This window comes from Streptomyces sp. DSM 110735, from assembly GCF_016482685.1.
GTDB lineage: Bacteria > Actinomycetota > Actinomycetes > Streptomycetales > Streptomycetaceae > Streptomyces.
In genome coordinates this window covers 180,175-199,222 of sequence record NZ_JACYHF010000007.1, presented here as the reverse complement: position 1 = coordinate 199,222, position 19,048 = coordinate 180,175, and the positions used below count along the sequence as shown (strand labels likewise).

Below are 19,048 nucleotides of genomic sequence, written 5' to 3'. Positions count from 1 at the left end.
CCCGCCGCCGGGCCGGGTGGATCATCGGTTCCATGGGCTACTCGCGGTCGTCGGCGGAGGCGCGGCGCCGCCGGGTGAACAGGAACGCGGCACCGGCGAGGACCACCACGCCGACGACGACGCCGACCACGACACCGGTCGAGCCGGAGTCCTCCGACTTCTGGGAGGCGGCCGGGACCGCCGACCACCAGCTCCAGTAGCCGTCCTGGCCGTAGATGTTGCCCGCGGACTTGGGCATGGTCTCGATCGACTTGATCTGGTCGGTGCGGTACGCCTCCACCGCGTTCGGGTACGCCATGACGTTCATGTACCCCGTGTCGTACAGCCGCGACTCGGCCTGCTTGACGAGTTCAGCCCGCTTGGCGGAGTCGTACTCGGCCAACTGCTTCGCGTACAGCTCGTCGAACTTCTTGTCGCAGATGAAGTTGTCGGTGAGCCCGGTGTCCTTCGGGGTGGCGGGCAGGGCGGCGCAGGTGTGGATGGACAGGACGTAGTCCGGGTCGGGGTTGACGGACCAGCCGTCGAAGGCGAGGTCGTACTTGCCGGCGAGCCAGGGGTCGGTGACGTTGTCGAGGCAGTCGAGCGACATGCCGACGCCGAGCTTGCCCCACCACTCCTTGAGGTACTGCCCGACCGCCTTGTCGTTGGGGTCGGTGGCGTGGCACAGCACGCGGTAGTCCAGCGGCTTGCCGTTCTTGCCGGTGCGCTTGCCGTCGGCGTTCTTCTTGTAGCCCGCCTTGTCGAGCAGGCGCCCCGCCGCGGCGGGGTCGTAGCCCCGCTCCTGACCGGCGGAGGGCTTCCAGAAGTACGAGGAGAAGCGGGGCGGGATGTAGCCCTCGCCCTGGGCGGCGTGGCCCTGGAAGACCTTGTCGACGAGGGTCTTGCGGTCGACCGCCATGAAGAGTGCCTGGCGCACCCGCGGGTCGAGCAGCGAGGGGTCGCCGTCGCCGAACTTCTCGCCGTTCTTGGCGCGGGCGCCCGGGTTGACGGCGAGGGCGTAGAAGCGGCGCCCCGGCGCCTCGTTCAGGTGAATGTCCGGCTGGCCCTTGAGGGAGGCGGCTTGTGCCGGGGTCAGGGACGGCGACCCGGCGACGAAGGAGACCTCGCCCTTGCGGAGGGCGGCGACGGCGGCGTCCTGGTCCTTGTAGTACTTGAAGACCAGGTTGTCGAACTTGGGGGCGCCGCGCCAGAAGCTCTTGTTCGCCTTCAGCCGGACGTAGCTGTCGGGGCGGTAGGAGGTGAGGGTGAAGGGACCGTCACCGACGATGGGGAACTTCTTGTCGTTGTTGAACTTGGCGATGTCGCTGACGTTCTTCCACACGTGCTCGGGCACGATCGGGACGTCCAGGGCGGTCATCGTGGCCTGCGGCTTCTTCAGCTCGATGACCAGCTTGTCGGGGCTGGGCGCCGACACCTTGCGGAAGTTCGTGACGAAGCCGCCGTTGGCGGTCGCCGCCGCCTCGTCGGTCATCATCTTGTTGAAGGTCCACGCCGCGTCCTGGGCGGTGACCTTCTGTCCGTCCGTCCACTTGGCGTCGGAGCGGATCGTGTAGGTCCAGGTGAGCTTGTCGGCCGACGGCTTCCACTGGGTGGCGAGACCGGGGATCGGGTGGCCGTCGCCCGGGTCGTAGTCGGTCAGGTACTCGTACGTCAGCCGCAGGATGCTCGTGCTGACCAGGCGCACCGCCAGGAAGGGGCTGAGCGAGTCGACGCTCTGCGCGACCGCCACGGTGAGCGTCTTGCCCTCGGGCGCCGCCTCGGCGCGCTGGGGCGTCGGAGCGAGCGGCGTGACGAGTCCCGCCGTGACCGTCAGGGCGGCCGCGGCGGCGGCGGTCAGGCGGCGCACCGGGGACCACGGGCGTCTTGGCGTCAACTCTCGTCCTCCGTACTGGCCGTGTGTGCTCATAGGTCGTGACCTCACGTCATCGCTCGCACGGAAACCGCTTGTTGGACTGCCCGGTCACGGCCGGCGGTATGCCGTCGGCCGAAAGTGATGAGCTTGTCTATCAGGGTGATCTGCACGCGTCAACGGTCCCAAGACCCGCTGTGGCCTGCGGAAAAGCCCAGGTGAGCGGGGGTGTCGCGGACATTGGTCCAGACCGGTGAAGACCTGCTGGTGAGGGGCTGACGGCACATGCGTACGACATCGCGCGCCCGGTCGGAGCCGGTGCGCGACAGCTCGGAGCAATCACGCAACCCGAACGAGCGAAGCGGCACCCGCAGACGGGCGCCTGCGCGTGCGACGGACCCGGCGCGCGCCGATATTCGGAAGCGGGACGACTGTCCGGAACCGGGACGACCGGGAAGGGCACCCTCACAAGGACGACCGGGACGGCACCCCTCACAAGGAGGCACCCATGGGCCCATCCGCGCGCCCCCGGCTGGCCGCCGGTGTTCTCGTGCTGGCGTTCGTCGCCACGGGCTGCGCGGGCGGAGGGAGCGGGGCGGGGAGCGGCGGGGTGCTGAGTTCGTCCTGGGGCGACCCGCAGAACCCGCTGGAGCCCGCCAACACCAACGAGGTGCAGGGCGGCAAGGTGCTCGACATGGTCTTCCGGGGGCTGAAGAAGTACGACCCGAGGACCGGCGCCGCCACCGACATGCTCGCGCGGAGCATCGACACGAGCGACTCCCGGCACTTCACCGTCAAGGTCAAGGACGGCTGGACCTTCTCCAACGGCGAGAAGGTGACCGCCCGCTCCTTCGTGGACGCCTGGAACTACGGCGCGAGCCTCAAGAACAACCAGAAGAACGCGTACTTCTTCGGCTACATCGAGGGCTACGACAAGGTCCACCCCGAGAGCGGCAGGCAGAGCGCCGACACCCTTTCCGGGCTGAAGGTGGTGGACGACCACACCTTCACCGTCACCCTCGGTCAGACGTTCTCCGGCTTCCCCGACACCCTCGGCTACGCCGCCTTCGCCCCGCTGCCCCGCGCCTTCTTCACCGACCACGCCGCCTGGCTGAAGAGACCGGTCGGCAACGGTCCTTACACGATCGAGGCGTACACCAAGGGCTCCCAGATGAACCTGAAGAAGTGGGACGCCTATCCCGGTCCCGACAAGGCGCTCAACGACGGTGTGGACCTCAAGGTCTACACCGACAACAACACCGCCTACACCGACCTGATGGCCGGCAACCTCGACCTGGTCGACGACATCCCCGCCGCCCAGCTCAGGAACGTGAAGACCGACCTCGGGGACCGGTACATCAACACCCCCGCCGGGATCATCCAGACGCTCGCCTTCCCGTTCTACGACGCCCGCTGGAACACGCCCGGCGCCGAGAAGGTGCGCACCGGGCTCTCCATGGCGATCAACCGGAAGCAGATCACCGACACGATCTTCCGGCAGACCCGCACCCCCGCCACCGACTGGACCTCACCGGTGCTCGGCAAGGAGGGCGGCTTCAAGGAGGGGCTGTGCGGGCACGCCTGCGAGTACGACCCCGCGGAGGCGAAGCGGCTGGTCAAGGAGGGCGGCGGCATTCCCGGCGGTCAGGTGAAGATCACCTACAACGCCGACACGGGCTCCCACAAGGAGTGGATCGACGCCGTCTGCAACTCCGTCAACAAGGCGCTCGGCAAGGACGACGCCTGCGTCGGCAACCCGGTCGGCACCTTCGCCGACTTCCGCAACCAGCTCGGGCAGCACAAGATGACCGGTCCCTTCCGGGCGGGCTGGCAGATGGACTACCCGCTGATCCAGAACTTCCTCCAGCCGCTCTACTACACCGACGCCTCCTCCAACGACGGCAAGTGGGACAACGCCCAGTTCGACCAGCTCGTGGACCGTGCCAACGCCGAGACGGACACCGCCAAGTCGGTCGCCACCTTCCAGCAGGCAGAGGAGGTGGTGCGGGACCACATGGCCGCCATCCCGCTCTGGTACCAGAACGGCAGCGCGGGCTACTCCGAGCGGCTCTCGGGTGTGGAACTCAACCCGTTCAGCGTCCCCGTCTACAACGAGATCAAGGTCGGCTGAGCCGCCATGGGGCGCTATGTCGTCCGGCGACTGCTCCAGATGATCCCGGTGTTCTTCGGTGCCACCCTGCTCATCTTCCTCATGGTCAACGTGATGGGCGACCCCGTCGCCGGACTGTGCGGGGAGCGGGCGTGCGACCCGGCGACCGCCGCCCAGTTGAAGGCGGAGTTCGGGCTCGACCGACCGCTGTGGCAGCAGTACGCGACCTACATGGGCAACGTCTTCACCGGCGATTTCGGCACCGCCTTCAACGGACAGCCCGTCACCGAGCTGATGGCGGCGGCGTTCCCGGTGACCATCCGGCTCACCCTCGTGGCGATCGTCTTCGAGATCGTCGTCGGCGTCACCCTCGGCGTGCTGACCGGGATGCGGCGCGGACGCCCGGTGGACACCGGCGTGCTGCTGCTCACCCTGGTCGTCATCTCGGTGCCGACCTTCGTCACCGGACTGGTGCTCCAACTGCTGCTCGGCGTCGAGTGGGGCTGGATCAGACCCTCCGTCGCGCCCGAGGCGCCCTTCGACCAGCTCATCGTGCCGGGTCTGGTCCTCGCCTCCGTCTCACTCGCGTACGTCACCCGGCTCACCCGCACCTCGCTCGCCGAGAACCGCCGCGCCGACTACATCCGCACGGCTGTCGCCAAGGGGCTGCCCCGGCGCCGGATCGTCGTCCGGCATCTGCTGCGCACCTCGCTGATCCCGGTGATCACCTTCATCGGCACCGACATCGGCGCGCTCATGGGCGGCGCCATCGTCACCGAGCGGATCTTCAACATCCACGGCGTCGGCTTCCAGCTCTACCAGGGCATCCTGCGGCAGAACACCCAGACGGTCGTCGGCTTCGTCACCGTGCTGGTGCTGGTGTTCCTCGCCGCGAACCTGCTGGTCGACCTGCTCTACGCCGTACTCGACCCGAGGATCCGCTATGCCTGAGCAGGGTTACGACAACGGCGGCGCCATCGCCGGGACCGGCATGGGCGGCGCGATGGACCTCGCGACCGGCGAGGCGAGCGCACTGGAGCGGGCGCCGGGCGGACCCGGCGGCACCGGACCGCGCGGACGCCCCCGCTCGCTGTGGTCCGACGCCTGGCGCGACCTCAGGCGCAACCCGGTCTTCGTCGTCTCCGCGCTCGTCATCCTCTTCCTGGTCTTCATCTCCCTCTGGCCCTCCGCCATCGCCTCGGGCAACCCGCTCGACTGCGACCTCGCCGACGCCCAGCGGGGCTCCGCGCCCGGACATCCCTTCGGCTTCGACGGCCAGGGCTGCGACGTGTACACGCGGACCGTGTACGGCGCCCGTACGTCCGTCACGGTCGGCGTCTGCGCCACGCTCGGGGTCGCCCTGCTCGGATCGGTGCTCGGCGGGATCGCCGGGTACTTCGGCGGCGCGGGGGACGCGGTGCTCTCCCGGATCACCGACATTTTTTTCGCGATCCCGGTCGTGCTCGGCGGGCTCGTGCTGCTCTCGGTGGTCACCAGCAACTCGGTGTGGCCGGTCGTCGGGTTCATGGTGCTGCTGGGCTGGCCGCAGATCTCCCGCATCGCGCGCGGCTCGGTCATCACCGCCAAACAGCACGACTACGTGCAGGCTGCCCGCGCGCTCGGTGCCTCCGACACCCGCATCCTGCTGCGGCACATCGCGCCCAACGCCGTCGCGCCCGTGATCGTCGTCGCCACCATCGCGCTCGGCACCTACATCTCGCTGGAGGCGACGCTGTCCTACCTCGGCGTCGGACTGAAGCCGCCCAGCGTCTCCTGGGGCATCGACATCTCCGCCGCCTCGCCGTACATCCGCAACGCCCCGCACGCCCTGCTCTGGCCCTCCGGGGCGCTCGCGATCACCGTCCTCGCGTTCATCATGCTCGGCGACGCGGTGCGCGACGCCCTCGACCCGAAGCTGAGGTGACGGCGCGATGCTGCTCGACGTCCGGGACCTGCACGTGGAGTTCCGCACACGGGACGGGGTGGCGAAGGCGGTCGACGGGGTGTCGTACACCGTGGACGAGGGGGAGACGCTGGCGGTGCTCGGGGAGTCGGGCTCGGGCAAGTCGGTCACCGCGCAGGCGGTGATGGGCATCCTCGACACCCCGCCCGCGCGGATCACCGGCGGGCAGATCCTCTTCCAGGGGCGCGATCTGCTCACCCTCAAGGAGGACGAGCGGCGCCGGATCAGGGGCGCCCGGATGGCGATGATCTTCCAGGACGCGCTGTCCGCCCTCAACCCCGTGCTCACCGTGGGCGACCAGCTCGGCGAGATGTTCGTCGTCCACCGGGGCATGTCGAAGCGGGACGCGCGCGCCCGCGCCGTCGAGCTGATGGACCAGGTGCGCATCCCGGGCGCCGCCCAGCGGGTGCGCGACTACCCGCACCAGTTCTCCGGCGGAATGCGCCAGCGCATCATGATCGCCATGGCGATCGCGCTGGAACCCGCGCTCGTCATCGCGGACGAGCCCACCACCGCCCTCGACGTCACCGTGCAGGCGCAGGTCATGGATCTGCTGGCGGAGTTGCGGCGCGAGTACCGCATGGGGCTCGTGCTCATCACCCACGATCTCGGCGTGGTCGCGGACGTGGCGGACCGGATCGCGGTGATGTACGCGGGCAGGATCGTGGAGTCCGCGCCCGTCCACGACCTCTACAAGGCACCGGCGCACCCCTACACCCGGGGTCTGCTCGACTCCATCCCGCGCCTGGACCACAAGGGACGCGAGCTGTACGCCATCAAGGGTCTGCCGCCCAACCTCGCCCATGTCCCGCCCGGCTGCGCCTTCCACCCGCGCTGCCCGATCGCCCGGGACGTCTGCCGCACGGACCCGCCTCCGCTGTACGAGGCGGGCGAACTCCGGCGCAGCGCCTGCCACTTCTGGAGGGAGTGCCGCGATGACCTCGGAGACCTCGGTGAGTGAGCCGGTCCTGGAGGTCCGCGACCTCGTCAAGCACTATCCGCTCACGCGCGGGATCGTCCTGCGCAAGCAGGTCGGGTCCGTACGCGCGGTGGACGGAGTGGACTTCACCCTCGGGCGGGGCGAAGCCCTGGGTCTGGTGGGCGAGTCGGGGTGCGGGAAGTCCACGGTCGCGCGGCTGCTGTGCCATCTGGAGAAGCCGACGGCGGGCACGATCCGCTTCAAGGGCGAGGACGTGACCCGGCTGTCCGGGCGGGCACTCAAATCCGTGCGGCGCTCGGTGCAGATGGTGTTCCAGGACCCGTACACCTCGCTCAACCCCCGGATGACGGTCGGGGACATCGTGGGGGAGCCGTACGAGATCCACCCCGAGGTGGCGCCGAAGGGCGAACGGCGGCGCAAGGTGCGGGAGTTGCTGGACGTGGTGGGTCTCGACCCCGACTTCGTGAACCGCTATCCGCACCAGTTCTCCGGCGGTCAGCGCCAGCGGATCGGCATCGCCCGCGCCCTCGCGCTGCGCCCGGAGGTGATCGTCGCCGACGAGCCGGTCTCCGCGCTCGACGTGTCGGTCCAGGCGCAGGTGGTGAACCTGCTGGAGCGGCTCCAGGCGGAGTTCGGGCTGTCGTACGTGTTCATCGCGCACGATCTCTCGGTGGTGCGGCACATCTCGGACCGGGTCGCGGTGATGTACCTGGGGCGGATCGTGGAGACCGGCACGGACACCGAGATCTACGAGCACCCCACGCATCCCTACACGCAGGCGCTGCTCTCGGCGGTGCCGGTGCCCGATCCGGAGGCGCGCTCGCGCCGTGAGCGGATCATCCTCAGCGGGGACGTGCCCTCACCGGCGAACGTGCCCTCGGGCTGCCGCTTCCGGACCCGGTGCTTCAAGGCGCGGGAGCGGTGTGCGCGGGAGGTGCCGGAGCTGGCGGTGCCGGAGGAGTTCCGGGACGCGGCGGGTCCGGTGGCGCATCCCTCGGCGTGCCTGTTCGCGGCGGAGCGGCGGGTGGTGCCGCAGGGCAACGGGCCGGGGTGACATGGCCACCCCGGCCCGTACACGGCACCCGCACGGCCGTACGTTCTTCAGTCTGGCGCGTTCGTATATCGGTGCCACTTCCGCGGAGTTGCTGGAGTGTTAAACCCCGTTCACCCGCGCTGAGCGGGCGTCAGGGCGCGCTTGAGGAAGTCGACCTGGAGCAGCAGCAGGTTCTCCGCGACCTGTTCCTGCGGGGTCATATGGGTGACGCCGGACAGGGGCAGCACCTCGTGCGGGCGCCCCGCGGCCAGCAGAGCCGAGGACAGGCGCAGGGTGTGTGCGGCGACCACATTGTCGTCGGCCAGACCATGGATGATCATCAGGGGTCGGTGCGGCTCGGCGGGCTCGGAGAGACCGTCGTCGGTGACGAGGGAGCTGCGGGCGTAGACCGCCGGGTCCTCGGTGGGATCGCCCAGGTACCGCTCGGTGTAGTGGGTGTCGTACAGCCGCCAGTCGGTCACCGGGGCGCCCGCGATGCCCGCGTGGAACACGTCCGGGCGGCGCAGCACGGCGAGCGCGGAGAGGTAGCCGCCGTAGGACCAGCCCCGGATGGCGACCCGGTCGAGGTCGAGCGGGTAGCGCTTGGCGAGGTCGTGCAGCGCCTCGATCTGGTCGTCGAGGGTAAGCGTGAAGTCGTGGTGGATCGCCTTCTCCCACGCGGGGGAGCGACCCGGGGTGCCCCGGCCGTCCGCGACGATCACCGCGAAGCCCTGGTCGGCGAACCACTGCGAGGTCAGATGGGCGTTGTGGGCGGCCACCACCCGCTGACCGTGCGGTCCGGCGTAGGGGTCGAGGAGGACGGGGAGGGGTGCGTCACCGGGGTAGTCCGTAGGCATAAGCACGGCGCACGGAATTCGCTGTGCGCCCCCCTCGGTGAGCGTCACGCGGGGGGACATACCGGGATCTTCGGCGTACGACGTGACAACGGACGCCGCTTTTCCGTCACGCAGCACCTGGGCACGGGTACCCGGACTGTCGAGCGTCGCGGAGACCAGTACGGTCGTGTCGCCGCCGCGCACCGCCGTGTGGACCCCGGGCACCTGGGACACCCGCTCCACGCCGAGTTCGTTCACCCGGTACACATGGATCTCGCCGATTTCCGGGTCCTCGGCGGCTTCGCCCGCGGACGCCGAGACGAGCACCTCGCCGTCCGTCACATCGAGTACCGAACGGATGTGCAACTGCGGTCCTGTCAGGGGACGTTCGCCCACGACCAGGACCCGCGCGCCGCCCTCGTCCGCGATCCGGACGAGCTGTCCTGAGGGGGTCCAGCACGGCACCGAAGGGAAAAGATCAAGCCAAATTGGATCATCGTCGGCGTGCACCGTGCGGGTGCTCCCGGTGTCCGGGTCGACCGCCAGGACGAGCTGCCCGCGCTGGTCCCGGGACTGCACCAGGAGCAGGGGCGCACCCGCCGCTGACCAGTGCACTCGCGCCAGATAGGGGTACCGCTCGCGGTCCCAGACGACCTCGGTGCGCTCGCCGCCGAGCCCGATCACGAACAGCCGCACGTCCGCGTTCGCCGTGCCCGCCGCCGGGTAGCCGACGTGGTGTGGCTCACGCTCGGGGTGGGCGGGGTCCGCGATCCACCAGCGCCGTACCGGCGTGTCGTCCACGCGCGCGACCAGCAGCCGGTCGGACTCCGGGGACCACCAGAAGCCCCGTGAGCGGTCCATCTCCTCCGCCGCGATGAACTCCGCGAGACCGTAGGTGACATGGTCGGACTCGGGGGTGGCGAGGGCGCGGTCGTCGGCGTCCTCCGTGCCGGTCACGCGGAGCTGCCCCTCCGCGACGTACGCGATGTGCCGGCCGTCGGGGGAGGGGCGGGGGTCGATCACCGGTCCGGGAACGGGGAGTTCACGTGCCGTGCCCGCGCGCAGCTCGGCTGCGAAAAGCCGCCCCGACAAGGCGAAAGACGCCAACTCCACGGCTGTGTCGGTGGCGTAGCCGACGATGCCCGCGCCGCCCTCACGGCTGCGCTCGCGCCGGGCGCGCTCCTCGGGCGACAACTCCTCGTCGCCGCCCGCGAGCAGGGCGCGCGGGTCGGCGGCGGGGCGCTCCGTGCCGTCCGAAGTGTCCCGTACCCACAGGGAATTGGTCCGGTCGGTGCCGGACCCCGACCGGAGGAAGACGACACGCGAACCGTCCGGCGCCACGGTGAACGCGCGCGGCGCGCCGAGCGTGAACCGCTGGGTACGGGCGTGCCGTCGGGGGAAGGACTCAGCCTCGGTTGTCATACCTCGACCATATTGGCCATGCGCCCCCTTGTGCGGCCGTGCGCCGAGCGATGCGCGAGCACGGATAGTTATGATCACTGTCGCAGCGTGGGTATGAACCAGGCGGCGTCCGTGTGGACTTGTTCCACCGGTGCGGAACCGAACGACAACCCCCATAGTCCGAACCCCCCGCGTCCCCGGGATTCTTTGGAGGTGAGCCGCCGTGGCACTCTCGATTTCGGCGGTGGTGCTGCTGGCGATCATCGTCTTCCTCCTGATCAAAAAGTCAGGACTGAAGGGCGGCCACGCGGCGATCTGTATGCTCCTCGGCTTCTACCTCGCCTCCTCGACGATCGCCCCGACGATCAGCGAGCTGACGACGAACGTGGCGAGCATGATCGGCAGCATCAAGTTCTGAGGGGTCCGACCTCGGCTAGCAGGTCACCTCTACGGACAGCGAGGAGCCGCTGGACTTTCCGTCCTTTGCCGATGCCTTCACGGTGGCCGTGAGACCCGACGAGGAACAGAGCCCGGCGGTCTTCTGGTCCACGTGGGCGACGAACCTCAGGTAGGCGTTTCCGCCGGGGGCGTACGAGCCGATGTCGATCCCCTGCTTCGCGACGGTGTCCAGGGTCTGGGACGTCCACTTGCCGTGTGTCGTACTCGCCGCGAACTGCGTCGTGCCGAGCATGTACACCGCCCCCGCCGGGAGCTTCAGCCGCACGATGACGTGGTCCTGCTGGACGTCGCCGTCATTCACGTACTGGATCTTGTAGACGACCTGTCCCGGTCCCGTCGGCTGGGCCACGCCTTCTGGTGCTCCCGCGGGTACGTTCGTGCCCTTGGCGTCCGCCGGGTCGTCGTCGCCGGGGAAGTACACCGGGATGAGTACGGCGAGGGCGCCGATGATCGCCGCTGCCACGGCTCCGATGAATGCCCATTTCGTCGCGTGCTTCGCCTCGTCGGATACAGCCACCCGAGCCCCCTCCCGGTCACCGGAAGGACATTCAACACCGCCCGGTGGCGTCAGGCGCGTACGCCGGTGACGAAGGCGGTCCACGTGTCCTGGGTGAGGGCGAGCTGGGGACCGGTCTCGTGCTTGGAGTCGCGGATGTGGATCGTGTCGGGGGTGACGGCGATTTCCACGCAGGAGTTGCCGTCCGTGCCGCTGCTGTAGCTGCTCTTGAACCACGCCAGGTCTGTGGCGACTTCGCGCATGAAGCTCCCCGTTCGGCGTCAGTTGCGTACGGCGGTGACGAAGGTGGTCCACGTGTCCTGGGTGAGGGCGAGCTGGGGACCGGTCTGGTGCTTGGAGTCGCGGATGTGGATCGTGCTGGGGGTGACGGCGATTTCCACGCAGGAGTTGCCGTCGTTGCCGCCGCTGTGACTGCTCTTGAACCACTTCAGGTCGGTGGCGTCTTGGCTCATGAGGCTCCCCGTTCTGTCGGCCCCGGCGTGCCCGTGCCGGGGCCGATCGGTGTCAGTGGCGCACAGTCGAGACGAAGGCTGTCCATGTCGCCTGAGTGAGGGCGAGCTGGGGACCGGTCTGGTGCTTGGAGTCGCGTACGTGGATCGTGCCGGGGGTGACGGCGATTTCCACGCAGGAGTTGCCGTCGTTGCCGCTGCTGTAGCTGCTCTTGAACCACGTCAGCTCGGAGGCGCGCCCGTCAGCGGTCTTGCGGATCATTTCTCTCCCAGCAGTTGCTCGATGAAGGCCAGCGACTCCCCTGGTGAGAGTGCCTGAGCCCGGATCGTGCCATACCGCAGCTCAAGGATGCGCAGGTGTTTGGGATCAGAGGTCGGCCTGCCGTTGAAGGCGCCGTCGGACCGGCCCACCGCTGAACCGTCCGCGAACTTCAGCAGTTCGATCCGGCCGTCCAGCCCCGAATGGGTGGTGCAGTTGTTCGGCATCACCTGAAGGACCACATTGTGCAACTCTCCTACCTCCAGCACGCGTTCGAGCTGTCGGCGCCACACCATTGTGCCTCCGATGGGACGCTTCAGAGCCGCCTCTTCGAGGACGAAGCTGAGTGCCGGTGCGGGCGAACGCTCGAAGACCGCTTGCCGGGCCACGCGCGCCGCCACCATGCGCTCCACGTCGTCCGGTGAATACGGAGGCTGAGCCGCCTGGAACAGTGCTCGTGCGTGATCCTCCGTCTGCAACAGCCCGTTGATGCTGTTGCACTCGTACACCCCGATCTCCACCGCCTGCGACTCCAGCTTCCCCAGCTCCCGCACCTTCCGGGGATAGCGGACCTTCTTCACGTCCTCCCAGGCTGCCGAGATCAGCCCGTTCGCCTTCAGCAGCTCGTCCGCCCTGTCCAGATACTCCCGGCGGGGAATCCGCTTGCCGCTCTCGATCTTGTAGACCAGGTCCTCGCCGTACCCGATCGCCGCCCCGAACTCCGCCGCCCGCATCCCCGCGGCTTCTCGTCGTAGCTTCAACTGCCGTCCCACCGTGGCGATGACAGCCGCGCCCCACTCGTCATCCGGCTCGACCTCCCAGCCGGACTCGTCCGACTCCGCCGCGATCCGTACCGCCTCGCCGTCCACCGACATGCGCAACTCCTCCGGTGCGTCGTACCGCCCCCGCACCGGCTGCCGACAGGATGGACACCCCCGGACCAAGCGCCGACAGTGACCGTACGCGACGGTGCGTTCACTCTTCACGGTAGGGCGATGCGGCAACCCTGGGTGATGTGAATGAGGAAAACACCGGGGCCACGGCCCAACTAGCCCACCTTGCGGGTGACTTCAGCCTGCTGTTCTCGTCCACGCCGCGAGGCGCCCGGCTCGCCCGGCTGCTCGCCGCCGATCAGCTCCGGAGCTGGGGGGTGCCGGGCGGGGAGGCGAGTCAGATCGTGGCGGAGCTGGCGGCGAACGCCGCCACCCACGGCCGCCTCCCCGGTCGCAGCTTCCGGATGGCGCTCGCCCTCTCCGGCGGCACGCTCCGTATCGAGGTCACCGATACGCGCGGTGACCGCCTCCCGGAGTGCCGCGAGCCGGACCCGTACGCCGAGTCGGGGCGGGGTCTGCTCCTCGTCGCCGCCCTGGCCGACCGCTGGGGTGTGGCGGAGGACAGCTTCCCGCGCAAGATCGTGTGGGCCGAGCTGGACCTCTCGGCACCGGAGCACGGCCACCCGGGTTCTGGTGACCACAGCGATCAACAGACCTGAAAAGAACCTGGTGGAAAGGCACCCCACCCAACCCCACCAGTACCCCGCGGGGCGCTCTCACTCTGGCGGGTGAACATCACCGATTCCGCTGGCAATTGCCACCCCCGACGGCTCTACGCTCAGCGCAAACAACCGCAGACATACGTCGGCCCCCGCCGGGAGTGGCTTCCCAGTGCGAGGGCCTGACCACCAAGGAAGAATGCACCTTCCCCGATGGATACACAGAACTCTAACGCGCCCTCACGCGCCCGGTCCCGCATTGCGGGCAACACGCACCCGAACCGGGGGTACCGCCCCGGCGGCGGCCTCGTTCACGACAACTCCCGTCACACCGCCCGCTTCACCGTGATCGGCAACCACCTCGCCCAGCACGAGGACCTCTCCCTGCTGGCGATCGGCCTCGGCTGCCACATCCAGTCGCTGCCCAAGGGCGCCCGCGTCGACATCAAGAGCCTGGCCGCGCGCTTCCCCGAGGGAGCCGTCCGCATCGCCGCCGCGCTGCGCGAGCTGGAGAAACACGGGTACCTGCGCCGCCAGCGCGAACGGGTCCCCGACGGGCGCATCATCACCCGTACGGTGTCCTGCAACCAGCCCGCGACCCGTCACCCTCACCGGGCGAACGGCCCCGGCCGGGAGGACGACGACCAGGGCCACCGCCCCCACTCCGGCCACGAAGACGAGGACCGGACAGCCACCGAGGGCCGGACCGCCCGCCCCGATCACCAGAGCGCCCCACCCTCCGAGGCATCACCCGGCTGCGCACCGAGCGGCGCCCCCACCCGCCGTAAGGCCCTCCCCGCCGTTCCCGCCCCCTCCTGCACCGCGCCCGCGCTGTTCGAGACCGCCGCCCGCCTCCTCGCGGACCTGCGTCGAAGCGACGTACGGCTGCTCCTCTCCACCGCCGACACGGCCCACCTGACGCCCGGCGTAGCAGCCTGGCTGGAGCGCGACGTCACCCCCACAGGCGTACGCCACGCCCTCACCACCGGCCTCCCCGACGGCCCCCTGCGCCGCCCAGCCGCCCTCCTGGCCCACCGCCTGACCGCCCTCCTGCCACCCCCGCCGCCGTTCCGCCCGGCCGTCGCCCCGACACCCGTCCGGCACCCCCTCCAGACCTGCGACGGCTGCGAACGCGTCTTCCGCGCGCCCGATCCGGGGCTGTGCCGCGGCTGCCGGACCGCTTCTCCCGCCGGCGCCTAGCATGAAAGCGACGATCCCCGCCTCAGGGCACAGACCCCCCGGGCACACATGAGGAGCGAGCGCCATGACCACCGCTGCGGACAACGCTCAGCACGCCCCCTCCCACCGGTACCAGGCCATGCGGGACTTCGTTCAGTCCATGGACGACACCTTGCCCGGCAAGTTCGAGGTCACCAAGGAAGGAATCGTCCACGACATGATGTCGCCCATCGGTCGGCACGAGCTGACGACGCTGCGGCTCCGCAAGCGCCTGGAAAAGGTGATGCCGGAGGAGATCGTGGCGCACACGGGTGAGCCCGACGTGGAGGACGAGCCCGAGGGCGTCATGCGCCGCCCGGACATCATGGTGATCGCCGAGATGGACATGGACACCGAGGGATCCATTGATCCGCGTGCGCTGGTCGCGGCCGTCGAGGTCGTCTCCCGCTCCAACCCGGACAACGACTGGGTGAGCAAGACCCGCGACTACCCCCTGATGGGCATCCCCGTTTTCGCGATCTTCGATCCGCGCACGGGCGAGGGCGCCGTCTTCACCGACATCCACCCCACCCCCGACGGCCCCCGCTACGCCACCCGCAAGGACTTCGTCTACGGCGAGGACGTCACCATCGCCGACTGGACCATCCCGACGGACGGTCTGCCGCGCTACGCGGACGGCGATGCCCCCGAACCCGCCTCCTGAACCCGGCCGCCCGGGCTCGTACGCTGGTCCCATGACGGATCTCCCCGCCCGGCGGCTGCTCCTGGTGCACGCGCACCCGGACGACGAGTCGATCAACAATGGCGCGACCATGGCGAAGTACGTGGCCGAGGGCGCCGCCGTGACCCTGGTCACCTGCACGCTCGGGGAGCGGGGGGAGGTCATCCCGCCGGAGCTGGCGCATCTGAGCGGGACCGCGCTGGGGGAGTACCGGCGCGAGGAGCTGGCGTCGGCCATGCGCGAGCTGGGCGTCACCGACGTCCGGCTGCTCGGGTACGGCGACTCCGGGATGATGGGGCTGCCCGACAACGACGAGCCCGGGGTCTTCTGGCAGGCGGACGTCGAGGAGGCGGCAGGGGCGCTGGCGGACGTCATCGTGGAAGTCCGCCCGCAGGTCGTCGTCACGTACGACGACAACGGCGGGTACGGGCACCCCGACCACATCCAGGCCCACCGCGTCGCCATGCGCGCCGTCGAGCTGGCCGCCGGGCGGGGGCACGAGGTCGCCAAGGTGTACTGGAACCGCATCCCGCGCTCGGTCGCCGAGGAGGGCTTCGCCCGGCTCGCCGAGGAGCTGCCGGAGCTGCCCTTCCCGAAGAGCGCCGCCGTCGAGGACCTGCCCGGTGTCGTCGAGGACGCGCGGATCACGACCGCCGTCGACGGCACCGCGTACGCCGCCGCCAAGGCAGCCGCCATGCGCGCCCACGCCACCCAGATCACCGTCGCCGGACCGTACTTCGCGCTCTCCAACGACCTCGCGCAGCCGCTGTTCACCACCGAGTACTACGAGTTGGCGCGCGGCGCGGGCGAGCACGGGGAGAGCGACCTGTTCGCCGGGACCGAGGACGGGATCGAGGTGGCGTCGTGAGCGGGGACGGACGCGGGTCGATGCTCGCGCAGCCGCTGCGACCGCCCTCCGCCGGGCGGGCGTTCGGACTGTTCGGGCTGTTCTTGCTCGGCGCGGTCACCGGGCTCGCCGGATCGCTGATCCAGGACGCCTGGTTCCCGGGCGGGCTGCTGCTCGCCCTCGCGGGCGCCGCCGGGGCGTTCCTCGGCGGGGCGTACGCGATCGGCGCCCGCTCCGGTGCCGTCGCGCCGGTCATCGGCTGGGTCCTCGCCGTCGTCCTGCTCACCGCCAGCCGCCCCGAGGGCGACTTCCTCTTCGGCGCGGGCGGCGGCTCCTACTTCTTCCTGCTCGGCGGCATGGCCATCGCTGTGATCTGCGCCACCCTCGCCCCGGGGCGGCAACCCCCCGCGCGCTCCGGTCGACTTGGCAACTGACGTACCACTTCGTGCGACAACCGTGCGGGTCCGGTGCGCATTTCCCCGACGGTCGTGGGATACGCGCCAGAAGTGGCCAGTATGGTGGTGCGCGCCGCCGAGAAGCCCGCTGAGGTCGTGACGGGCGGCGGAGCCAACCGGGAGAACCTGCCTTGAGTCGTGAAACTGACACTCCGTCCTCCGGGAGCAACGGGCGCGGCGGAGCCGCATATCCCTCCGGGACGCCGCCGTACGGGACCCCCGCCGCCGCCGACGGCGGTACGGACGCGGGCCGTTCGGGCGCGCGCTCCGAGGAGCGCAAGACGGAGACCACGCTGACCACCCGCATCCGGATCAACATCCCCGGATCGCGGCCCATCCCGCCGGTGGTCGTGCGCAAGACCGTCGGGGACGGCGAGGGTGCCGGGGACGAACCGGCCGTCGAGGCACGGCCCGAAGCCGCCGCGCCGGAGACGCCCGCCCCCGAACCCGCTCCCGAGCCCGCCGCCCCGCAGCCCGAGGAGAAGACCAGCGACTGGTTCGCGCCCCGCAAGTCCGGTCCCAAGGGCGGTGCTCCGGGCGGCGGCGGTACGAACGGTGCCGGGATGCCCGGCGGCGCCGCGGCGGGTGGTGCCGGTGGTGCCACCGGTTCCGCGCCCGCGCTCCCTGCCGGTGGCCAGGGCGGCGGTCTGCCGACCCGTCCGTCCGGCGGTGCCTCCGGCACGCCCCCGCTGCCGACCCGTCCGGGCGGCGCCACGCCTCCGCTGCCGACCCGTCCGGGCGCCGGTGCCGGTCGTCCCGGCGGTACGAACGGTGCCGGGCTGCCCGGTGCCACCGGCGGTCCGGTCGCCCCCGGGCACGGCGGCGGCACCGGTTCCTTCGACGTGACCGAGGCGCTGTCCTCCGGTCCGCTCGGCGGCGGTCCGCGCCCCGGCGGTCCCGGTGCTCCCGGCGCCTCCTCGGGCGGTCCCGGCGGACCCGGCGTCCCGCCCGGTCCGGGTGCCTCCGGCGCCTCCGGCGGCGAGCCCACCCGTGACGACCTGCCGTACTTCTCCGACGGTCCCGCCCGTGGCGGCGCCACCGGCGGTGCGAGCGGGCGCGGTCCCGGCGGCACAGGCGGTTTCAACGGTCCCGGCGGTCCCGGCGCGCCCGGTCCGAAGGGTCCCGCGGGTCCGACCGGCGGTCCGGTCACCGGCGACGCCCCCCTCGGCAGCCGTCCCGGCGCCCCCGGCTCCCGTGGTCTGGAGCCCGGCGAGCCCTTCGACGGACCGCCCGCCTTCCGCGCCCCCGGCGCCTCCGGCGGCGCCCCGTTCGCGCCCGCCGGTGCCCTCGGCGAGGACACCGCGGTCCTGACCCCGCAGCCCCAGGCGGCTCTCGGACACCGCCCGCCCGGTGTCTCCGGACCCACCGTCAGCAGCGGCGCACCGGCGACAGTGGGCACCCCGTTCGCCCCCGGCGTCCGTCCCGACGGTCCGGCGGCGCCCAAGCCGCCCGCCCCCGCCGCGCAGTCCAAGGGCAAGCCGAAGAAGAAGGGGCGCAGCAAGCTGGTCCTGCTCGTCGCCGCCGTGGTCGTCGTCGCGGGCGGTGCCTACGGCGCCGGTCTGCTGATGAACCGCAGCGACGTGCCCAGCGGTACCACCGTGCTCGGCGTCGACATCGGCGGCGGCACCCGCGACGACGCGGTCAAGAAGCTGGACGACGCGTTCGGCAGGAGCGTCGTCAAGCCGCTGCGCCTGGAGGTGGGCGGCAAGACCGTCTCCCTCACCCCCGACAAGGCGGGGCTCCAGTTCGACTACCAGGCGACCGTGAGTGACGCCGCCAAGAGCGACTACAACCCGGTCTCCGTGATCGGCTCCCTCTTCGGCCAGAAGCGCGTCGTCGACCCGGTCATGCCGGTGGACGAGGAGAAGCTCCAGGCGGCGCTGGAGAACACCGGCGGCGGCTCGGGGTCGGTCGTCGAGGGCGGCATCAAGTTCGAGGCGGGCAAGGCGGTGCCGGTGTACGGCAAGGCGGGCCGGGCCATCGACGCCGCCCGCTCCACCGACGCCGTCCGGCAGGCGTACCGCACGCTGGTCGAGACCGGCGACGCGATCCCGGTGACCGTGCCGACCACCGAGAAGCAGCCGACGGTCTCCAAGGCCGAGGTCGACCGGGAGATGAAGGAGTTCGCCAAGCCCGCGATGTCGGGACTGGTGACCGTCCGCACCGACGCCGCCCACCAGGTCGTCTTCAGCCCGCAGAACTCCCTGTGGAAGTTCCTCCGGGTCAAGGCGGTCTCCGGCGGCAAACTGGTCGACGCCCCCGACCAAGCCGCGCTGAAGGAGCTGTACGGCAAGACCTTCGACGACGTCCTGATCACCCGCGCCACCGGGCAGAAGACGCCCGTCACGGTCCAGGACGTCTACGGCGCCCTGCGCCAGGCACTGCTGAGCACCTCCAACCGGACCGCGGTCATCGACACCAACCCGAACTAGCGGGTCCCGGCGGAAGAAGGGGCCGTCCGGCACAGCGCCGGGCGGCCCCTTCGCCGTACCCACATGTGCGGCTCCGACATGTGCGGCTTCCACATGTGCGGCTTCC

Annotated in this window: 19 protein-coding genes; 12 read left to right on the top strand and 7 right to left on the bottom strand. The window is 70.5% G+C overall.

The window, feature by feature from the left end; genetic code table 11:
* Positions 1-37: 37 nt before the first annotated feature.
* Entirely contained in the window at positions 38-1,906 is a 1,869-nt protein-coding gene (locus IF655_RS14145; RefSeq protein WP_199585074.1) for an ABC transporter substrate-binding protein, read from the bottom strand.
* A gap of 451 nt (positions 1,907-2,357) precedes the next feature.
* Here IF655_RS14145 and IF655_RS14140 point away from each other — a divergent pair, with 451 nt between their 5' ends.
* From IF655_RS14140 to IF655_RS14120, 5 genes are read left to right on the top strand one after another with little or no spacing between them, the layout of a single operon-like run.
* Positions 2,358-3,980, top strand: a complete 1,623-nt coding sequence (locus IF655_RS14140) for an ABC transporter substrate-binding protein (protein WP_199585073.1) — start codon at positions 2,358-2,360, stop codon at positions 3,978-3,980.
* 6 nt (positions 3,981-3,986) lie between these two features.
* On the top strand, positions 3,987-4,910 hold the full coding sequence (locus IF655_RS14135; RefSeq protein WP_199585072.1) for an ABC transporter permease: 924 nt from the start codon (positions 3,987-3,989) through the stop codon (positions 4,908-4,910).
* Positions 4,903-5,883: an ABC transporter permease gene (locus IF655_RS14130; RefSeq protein WP_199585071.1), complete on the top strand. Its 981-nt coding sequence runs from the start codon at positions 4,903-4,905 to the stop codon at positions 5,881-5,883. Before IF655_RS14135 ends, IF655_RS14130 begins: the two co-directional genes overlap by 8 nt.
* Positions 5,884-5,890: 7 nt before the next feature.
* Complete coding sequence (locus tag IF655_RS14125; RefSeq protein WP_199585070.1) at positions 5,891-6,883, top strand: ABC transporter ATP-binding protein; 993 nt, start codon at positions 5,891-5,893, stop codon at positions 6,881-6,883.
* Positions 6,858-7,916, top strand: coding sequence for an ABC transporter ATP-binding protein (locus tag IF655_RS14120; protein ID WP_199585069.1), 1,059 nt, complete (start codon positions 6,858-6,860; stop codon positions 7,914-7,916). Before IF655_RS14125 ends, IF655_RS14120 begins: the two co-directional genes overlap by 26 nt.
* Positions 7,917-8,026: 110 nt before the next feature.
* Here IF655_RS14120 and IF655_RS14115 read toward each other — a convergent pair whose 3' ends face one another.
* A complete protein-coding gene (locus IF655_RS14115) occupies positions 8,027-10,153 on the bottom strand; it encodes a S9 family peptidase (protein WP_199585068.1) in 2,127 nt (708 codons plus the stop codon).
* Positions 10,154-10,355: 202 nt separating this feature from the next.
* On the opposite strand from IF655_RS14115, the gene IF655_RS14110 reads away from it, so the two are divergent.
* Entirely contained in the window at positions 10,356-10,550 is a 195-nt protein-coding gene (locus IF655_RS14110) for a hypothetical protein (RefSeq protein ID WP_018544306.1), read from the top strand.
* A gap of 15 nt (positions 10,551-10,565) precedes the next feature.
* On the opposite strand, the gene IF655_RS14105 is transcribed toward IF655_RS14110, so the two are convergent.
* Genes IF655_RS14105 through IF655_RS14085 form a run of 5 tightly spaced genes read right to left on the bottom strand, consistent with a single transcriptional unit; the run spans position 10,566 to position 12,691 of the window.
* Positions 10,566-11,108, bottom strand: coding sequence for a DUF11 domain-containing protein (locus tag IF655_RS14105; protein ID WP_199585067.1), 543 nt, complete (start codon positions 11,106-11,108; stop codon positions 10,566-10,568).
* Positions 11,109-11,158: 50 nt separating this feature from the next.
* A complete protein-coding gene (locus IF655_RS14100) occupies positions 11,159-11,350 on the bottom strand; it encodes a DUF397 domain-containing protein (protein ID WP_199585066.1) in 192 nt (63 codons plus the stop codon).
* A gap of 18 nt (positions 11,351-11,368) precedes the next feature.
* The gene (locus IF655_RS14095; protein ID WP_199585065.1) at positions 11,369-11,560 is read right to left on the bottom strand and encodes a DUF397 domain-containing protein; all 192 of its coding nucleotides are present in this window, start codon (positions 11,558-11,560) and stop codon (positions 11,369-11,371) included.
* A gap of 52 nt (positions 11,561-11,612) precedes the next feature.
* Positions 11,613-11,819 carry a DUF397 domain-containing protein gene (locus IF655_RS14090; RefSeq protein ID WP_199585064.1) on the bottom strand — a complete coding sequence of 69 codons (207 nt, stop codon included), beginning with the start codon at positions 11,817-11,819 and terminating at the stop codon, positions 11,613-11,615.
* Complete coding sequence (locus IF655_RS14085; RefSeq protein ID WP_199585063.1) at positions 11,816-12,691, bottom strand: helix-turn-helix transcriptional regulator; 876 nt, start codon at positions 12,689-12,691, stop codon at positions 11,816-11,818. Before IF655_RS14085 ends, IF655_RS14090 begins: the two co-directional genes overlap by 4 nt.
* Before the next feature lie 140 nt (positions 12,692-12,831).
* On the opposite strand from IF655_RS14085, the gene IF655_RS14080 reads away from it, so the two are divergent.
* The 6 genes from IF655_RS14080 to IF655_RS14055 all read left to right on the top strand — a co-directional run bounded on the left by IF655_RS14080 (position 12,832) and on the right by IF655_RS14055 (position 18,942).
* The gene (locus IF655_RS14080) at positions 12,832-13,308 is read left to right on the top strand and encodes an ATP-binding protein (protein ID WP_199585062.1); all 477 of its coding nucleotides are present in this window, start codon (positions 12,832-12,834) and stop codon (positions 13,306-13,308) included.
* A 213-nt stretch (positions 13,309-13,521) separates the two neighbouring features.
* Positions 13,522-14,508, top strand: coding sequence for a helix-turn-helix domain-containing protein (locus IF655_RS14075; RefSeq protein WP_199585061.1), 987 nt, complete (start codon positions 13,522-13,524; stop codon positions 14,506-14,508).
* 64 nt (positions 14,509-14,572) lie between these two features.
* Positions 14,573-15,190, top strand: coding sequence for a Uma2 family endonuclease (locus IF655_RS14070; RefSeq protein ID WP_199585060.1), 618 nt, complete (start codon positions 14,573-14,575; stop codon positions 15,188-15,190).
* Between the two features lie 31 nt (positions 15,191-15,221).
* Entirely contained in the window at positions 15,222-16,076 is an 855-nt protein-coding gene (mshB, locus tag IF655_RS14065; RefSeq protein ID WP_199585059.1) for an N-acetyl-1-D-myo-inositol-2-amino-2-deoxy-alpha-D-glucopyranoside deacetylase, read from the top strand.
* On the top strand, positions 16,073-16,489 hold the full coding sequence (locus IF655_RS14060; protein ID WP_307814922.1) for a DUF6113 family protein: 417 nt from the start codon (positions 16,073-16,075) through the stop codon (positions 16,487-16,489). The genes mshB and IF655_RS14060 overlap by 4 nt, the downstream gene beginning before the upstream one ends.
* 152 nt (positions 16,490-16,641) lie before the next feature.
* Positions 16,642-18,942, top strand: a complete 2,301-nt coding sequence (locus IF655_RS14055) for a hypothetical protein (protein ID WP_199585058.1) — start codon at positions 16,642-16,644, stop codon at positions 18,940-18,942.
* Positions 18,943-19,048: the final 106 nt, after the last annotated feature.

Coding starts and splice junctions, on each gene's coding strand:
- IF655_RS14125 (WP_199585070.1), top strand. CDS start 5,891: ATGCTGCTCGACGTCCGGGACCTGCACGTGGAGTTCCGCACACGGGAC.
- IF655_RS14135 (WP_199585072.1), top strand. CDS start 3,987: ATGGGGCGCTATGTCGTCCGGCGACTGCTCCAGATGATCCCGGTGTTC.
- IF655_RS14120 (WP_199585069.1), top strand. CDS start 6,858: ATGACCTCGGAGACCTCGGTGAGTGAGCCGGTCCTGGAGGTCCGCGAC.
- IF655_RS14130 (WP_199585071.1), top strand. CDS start 4,903: ATGCCTGAGCAGGGTTACGACAACGGCGGCGCCATCGCCGGGACCGGC.
- IF655_RS14070 (WP_199585060.1), top strand. CDS start 14,573: ATGACCACCGCTGCGGACAACGCTCAGCACGCCCCCTCCCACCGGTAC.
- IF655_RS14140 (WP_199585073.1), top strand. CDS start 2,358: ATGGGCCCATCCGCGCGCCCCCGGCTGGCCGCCGGTGTTCTCGTGCTG.
- IF655_RS14075 (WP_199585061.1), top strand. CDS start 13,522: ATGGATACACAGAACTCTAACGCGCCCTCACGCGCCCGGTCCCGCATT.
- IF655_RS14085 (WP_199585063.1), bottom strand. CDS start 12,691: ATGTCGGTGGACGGCGAGGCGGTACGGATCGCGGCGGAGTCGGACGAG.
- IF655_RS14145 (WP_199585074.1), bottom strand. CDS start 1,906: ATGAGCACACACGGCCAGTACGGAGGACGAGAGTTGACGCCAAGACGC.
- IF655_RS14095 (WP_199585065.1), bottom strand. CDS start 11,560: ATGAGCCAAGACGCCACCGACCTGAAGTGGTTCAAGAGCAGTCACAGC.
- mshB (WP_199585059.1), top strand. CDS start 15,222: ATGACGGATCTCCCCGCCCGGCGGCTGCTCCTGGTGCACGCGCACCCG.
- IF655_RS14090 (WP_199585064.1), bottom strand. CDS start 11,819: ATGATCCGCAAGACCGCTGACGGGCGCGCCTCCGAGCTGACGTGGTTC.
- IF655_RS14115 (WP_199585068.1), bottom strand. CDS start 10,153: ATGACAACCGAGGCTGAGTCCTTCCCCCGACGGCACGCCCGTACCCAG.
- IF655_RS14100 (WP_199585066.1), bottom strand. CDS start 11,350: ATGCGCGAAGTCGCCACAGACCTGGCGTGGTTCAAGAGCAGCTACAGC.